This is a genomic window from Streptomyces albidus (ex Kaewkla and Franco 2022) (assembly GCF_013870515.1).
Lineage (GTDB): Bacteria > Actinomycetota > Actinomycetes > Streptomycetales > Streptomycetaceae > Streptomyces > Streptomyces albidus.
Genome location: NZ_JACBXA010000381.1, coordinates 1 through 3,854, shown reverse-complemented (window position 1 = coordinate 3,854; position 3,854 = coordinate 1). Strand labels below are relative to the sequence as shown.

Annotated in this window: 2 protein-coding genes; one reads left to right on the top strand and one right to left on the bottom strand. The window is 71.5% G+C overall.

Features of this window, described 5'->3' with window-relative positions:
- Positions 1-53: 53 nt before the first annotated feature.
- Positions 54-1,670, bottom strand: coding sequence for an ABC-F family ATP-binding cassette domain-containing protein (locus tag H5J26_RS29230; RefSeq protein ID WP_181768979.1), 1,617 nt, complete (start codon positions 1,668-1,670; stop codon positions 54-56).
- Between the two features lie 414 nt (positions 1,671-2,084).
- On the opposite strand from H5J26_RS29230, the gene H5J26_RS29225 reads away from it, so the two are divergent.
- A complete protein-coding gene (locus H5J26_RS29225) occupies positions 2,085-3,725 on the top strand; it encodes an ABC-F family ATP-binding cassette domain-containing protein (protein ID WP_181768978.1) in 1,641 nt (546 codons plus the stop codon).
- The last annotated feature ends 129 nt before the right edge of the window (positions 3,726-3,854 follow it).

The following is a 3,854-nucleotide window of genomic DNA, read 5'->3' as shown; positions in this document are numbered from 1 at the left end:
TCCGCGCGGCGGCACTCGACGTGACGACGGACCCGGGGGAGTGACGGCCGGGGTCACAACTCCTCCGGGTCGACCTCCTCCAGCTCACCGTCCAGCCTCAGCCAGCGCGTGATGCCGATCTCGCGCAGGAACGGCACGTCGTGCCCCGCCACGATCAGCGCCCCGGCGTACGACTCGAGCGCGGAGCACAGCTGGCGCACGCTCGCCATGTCCAGGTTGTTGGTGGGCTCGTCCAGCATCAGCAGCTGAGGTGCGGGCTCCGCGAGCATCAGCGCGGCAAGCGTCGCCCTGAAGCGCTCACCTCCCGACAGAGAGCCCACGGTCCGGTCCGCGCGCGCTCCCCGGAAGAGGAACCGGGCGAGCTGCGCCCGCACCCGGTTCTCGCTCGCACCGGGAGCCAGCAGCGACACGTTCCGCACGAGTGACAGCTCGTCGTCCAGGACGTCGAGCCGCTGCGGCAGGTGGCGAAGCGGCACGTGTGCCTCGGCTTCGCCTGCCGCGGGCGGCAGTTGACCGGCGATCGTCCGGAGCAGAGTCGTCTTGCCGGCGCCGTTGGAGCCGGTGAGAGCGATGCGCTCCGCCCCGTGCACGTCCAGCTCCACCCGTCCCCCGTAACGCAGTTCGAGCCCGCGCAGCGTCAGCACCTGACGCCCGGAGGGCACGGCGGTGAACGGCAGGTCGACGCGGATCTCCTGGTCGTCCCGCACTTGCTGCGCCGCCTCGTCCAGGCGCTCCTTGGCGTCCTCCATGCGCTGCTCGTGCACGATGCGGTGCTTGCCGGCGGAGACCTGGGCGTCACGCTTGCGCTGGTTCATGATGATCTTCGGCTCGCGCTTGTTGGCGTTCATCTTGTTGCCGTAGCGGACGCGTCGCGCCAACTTGCTGTGGGCGTCGGAGAGTTCGCGTCGCTGACGTTTCAGGTCGGCCTCGGCGACGCGCAACTTCCGCTCGGCTGCATCCTGTTCGGCTTCGACGGCCTCCTCGTAGACGGAGAGGTTGCCCCCGAACCAGCGGATGCCGCCCTCGCGCAGCTCCGCGATCTGGTCGACGAGCTCCAGCAGTTCGCGGTCGTGACTGACCACGACGAGCACTCCCTGCCAGGCGTCGACGGTCTCGTAGAGACGGTGCCGTGCGCGCCGGTCGAGGTTGTTGGTCGGCTCGTCCAGCAGCAGCACGTCGGGCCGGCGCAGCAGCAGAGCCGCCAGCCGCAGCAGCACCGACTCACCGCCCGAGAGCTCGCCGACGGTGCGGTCGAGGCCGATGCTCCCCAGGCCGAGCTGGTCGAGCACGGCACGCGCCCGTTCCTCCACGTCCCAGTCGTCGCCGACAGCCGTGAAGTGCTCCGGCCGCACGTCGCCGGCCTCGATGGCGTGCAGGGCGGTACGGGTGTCCGCGATGCCCAGCGCTTCGTCGACGCGCAGCGCGGTGTCGAGGGTGAGGTTCTGCGGCAGGTACCCGGTCTCTCCGCTGACGCGCAAAGTGCCCGCGGCGGGCGCGAGTTCGCCCGCGGCCAGGCGCAGCAGCGTCGACTTGCCGGAGCCGTTGTTGCCGATGAGGCCGGTGCGGCCGGTGCCGACCTGCCAGTCGAAGTCGGAGAGGACCCGTGTGCCGTCGGGCCAGCTGAAGGCGAGCCGGGTGCAGGTCAGGGATGCGGAAGCGGGTGAGGTCATGGGTGACTCCTCGGTGCGGCGTACGGGCGGATCAGCGCATGAGGACACCGGGCCCCGCCGGGGGCGGACCGAAGAGAAAGCGTGGGAAGGCGCGGGAACGGCCGGACAGCTGCCGGACGGGCTCGCAGCTCGCTTTCTGAGGTCGCACTCGTGGCACGCACGGACGGTGCGCACGGTGTCTTCGGACCTCAGAGGAGCAACGGCCTCTCCTGTCAGCGGCAATGGGACCACCCCGGACGCTAGGGCCTGCGCGCGCGCGTCACAACCGGTTTTTCGCCCGGCCGGGGGCGAGGGGGAGGGCCGGGGGCGAAGGCCCAGGACCGAGCGCTCGGGGCCAGGGGTGGCGCGGGCTCGCGATGTCACGCGCGGAAAATGCGCCGCAGCACACCCCCGTCACCCGTACGATCAGCCGCTATGTCCGCCACACTCGTCGCCAAAGCCCTCGCCGCAGGTCACGGCGACCGATCCCTCTTCGCCGGACTCGATCTGGTCGTCGCCCCCGGTGACGTGGTCGGCCTCGTCGGTGTGAACGGCGCAGGCAAGTCCACCCTGCTGCGGATGCTGGCCGGGCTGACGGATCCGGAAGAGGGGGACGTGGGTCTCAGCCCGCCCGCGGCGACCGTGGGGCACCTGCCGCAGGAGCCGGAACGCAGGCCCGGCGAGACGGTGAGCGGATTCCTGGAGCGCCGTACGGGCGTCGCGGCTGCCCAGAAGGCTCTCGACGACAGCACCCTGGCCCTCGAGGAGGGCCGTCCCGGAGCCGACGACGACTACTCCGTCGCGCTGGAACGGTGGCTGGCGCTGGGCGCCGCCGACCTGAGCGAACGCGCCGCCGTGGTCACCGCCCAACTCGGCCTGGACACGGGCCTGGAGCGGCCCATGACAGCCCTCTCCGGCGGTCAGGCCGCCCGCGCGTCGCTCGCCTCGCTGCTGCTGAGCCGCTACGACGTCTTCCTGCTGGACGAACCGACGAACGACCTGGACCTCGACGGTCTCGCCAGGCTGGAGGCCTTCGTCACCGGGCTGCGGGCCGGCACCGTCCTCGTCAGCCACGACCGCGAGTTCCTGGACCGCACCGTCACCAGCGTGCTGGAACTCGACCACGCCCAGCAGCAGGTGCGCCACTACGGCGGCGGCTACCGCGGCTATCTCGAGGAGCGTGAACTCGCCCGCAGGCACGCGCGTGAGGAGTACGAGGAGTACGCAGGCGTCCGCGCCGGGCTGGAGTCGAGAGCGCGGTTGCAGCGCGGCTGGATGGAGAAGGGCGTACGCAACGCCCGCCGGAAGATGTCCGACAACGACAAGATCGGACGCAACGCGCGGATCGAGACGACGGAGAAGCAGGCCGCCAAGGCCCGGCAGACGGAGCGGCTCATCGAGCGGCTGGAGACCGTGGAGGAGCCGCGCAAGGAATGGCAGCTGCGCATGGAGATCGCGGCCGCGCCACGGTCCGGCTCGGTCGTCGCCACCCTGCGCGGCGCCCGGGTGCGACGCGGATCCTTCCAGCTGGGGCCCGTGAACCTTCAGATCGACTGGCGCGACCGTGTCGCCGTCACCGGCCCCAACGGCGCGGGCAAGTCCACTCTGCTCGCCGCGCTGCTGGGCAGGCTCGAACTCGAGGCCGGAGCGGCCTCGTTGGGCTCGGGCGTCGTGGTCGGCGAGGTCGATCAGGCGCGGAAGCTCTTCCACGGCGACGAAGCCCTGCTGAACGCGTTCCGCGACGCCGCCGGGCTCGAGCCCGAGGAAGTACGCACGCTGCTGGCCAAGTTCGGGCTGTCGGCCCGTCACGTGCTGCGCCCCGCCGCGACTCTCTCACCGGGTGAACGGACGCGCGCGGCACTGGCGTTGCTCCAGGGCCGCGGTGTGAACCTGCTCGTGCTGGACGAGCCGACGAACCACCTCGACCTGCCCGCGATCGAGCAGTTGGAGTCGGCGCTGGCGAGTTACGAGGGCACGCTCCTGCTCGTCACGCACGACCGCCGCATGCTGGAGGCGGTGCACACCACGCGCCGCGTCGAGGTGCATGAGGGCGCCGTCTCGGAACTCACCCCCTGAGCGGGGCACCGCAGCCGCCCGCGCCGCCTGCAGCTAGCAGGCCCGCCCTCAACCGAGGACGGGCCTGCTGACCTGTGCGCGGAACGGCCGCGTTCAGCGCTTCTTGTCGTCGCCGCCGAGCAGCCCCGC

Excerpts from the sequence above, each read along its gene's own strand:
- H5J26_RS29230 (WP_181768979.1), bottom strand. The coding sequence starts at position 1,670 with ATGACCTCACCCGCTTCCGCATCCCTGACCTGCACCCGGCTCGCCTTC.
- H5J26_RS29225 (WP_181768978.1), top strand. The coding sequence starts at position 2,085 with ATGTCCGCCACACTCGTCGCCAAAGCCCTCGCCGCAGGTCACGGCGAC.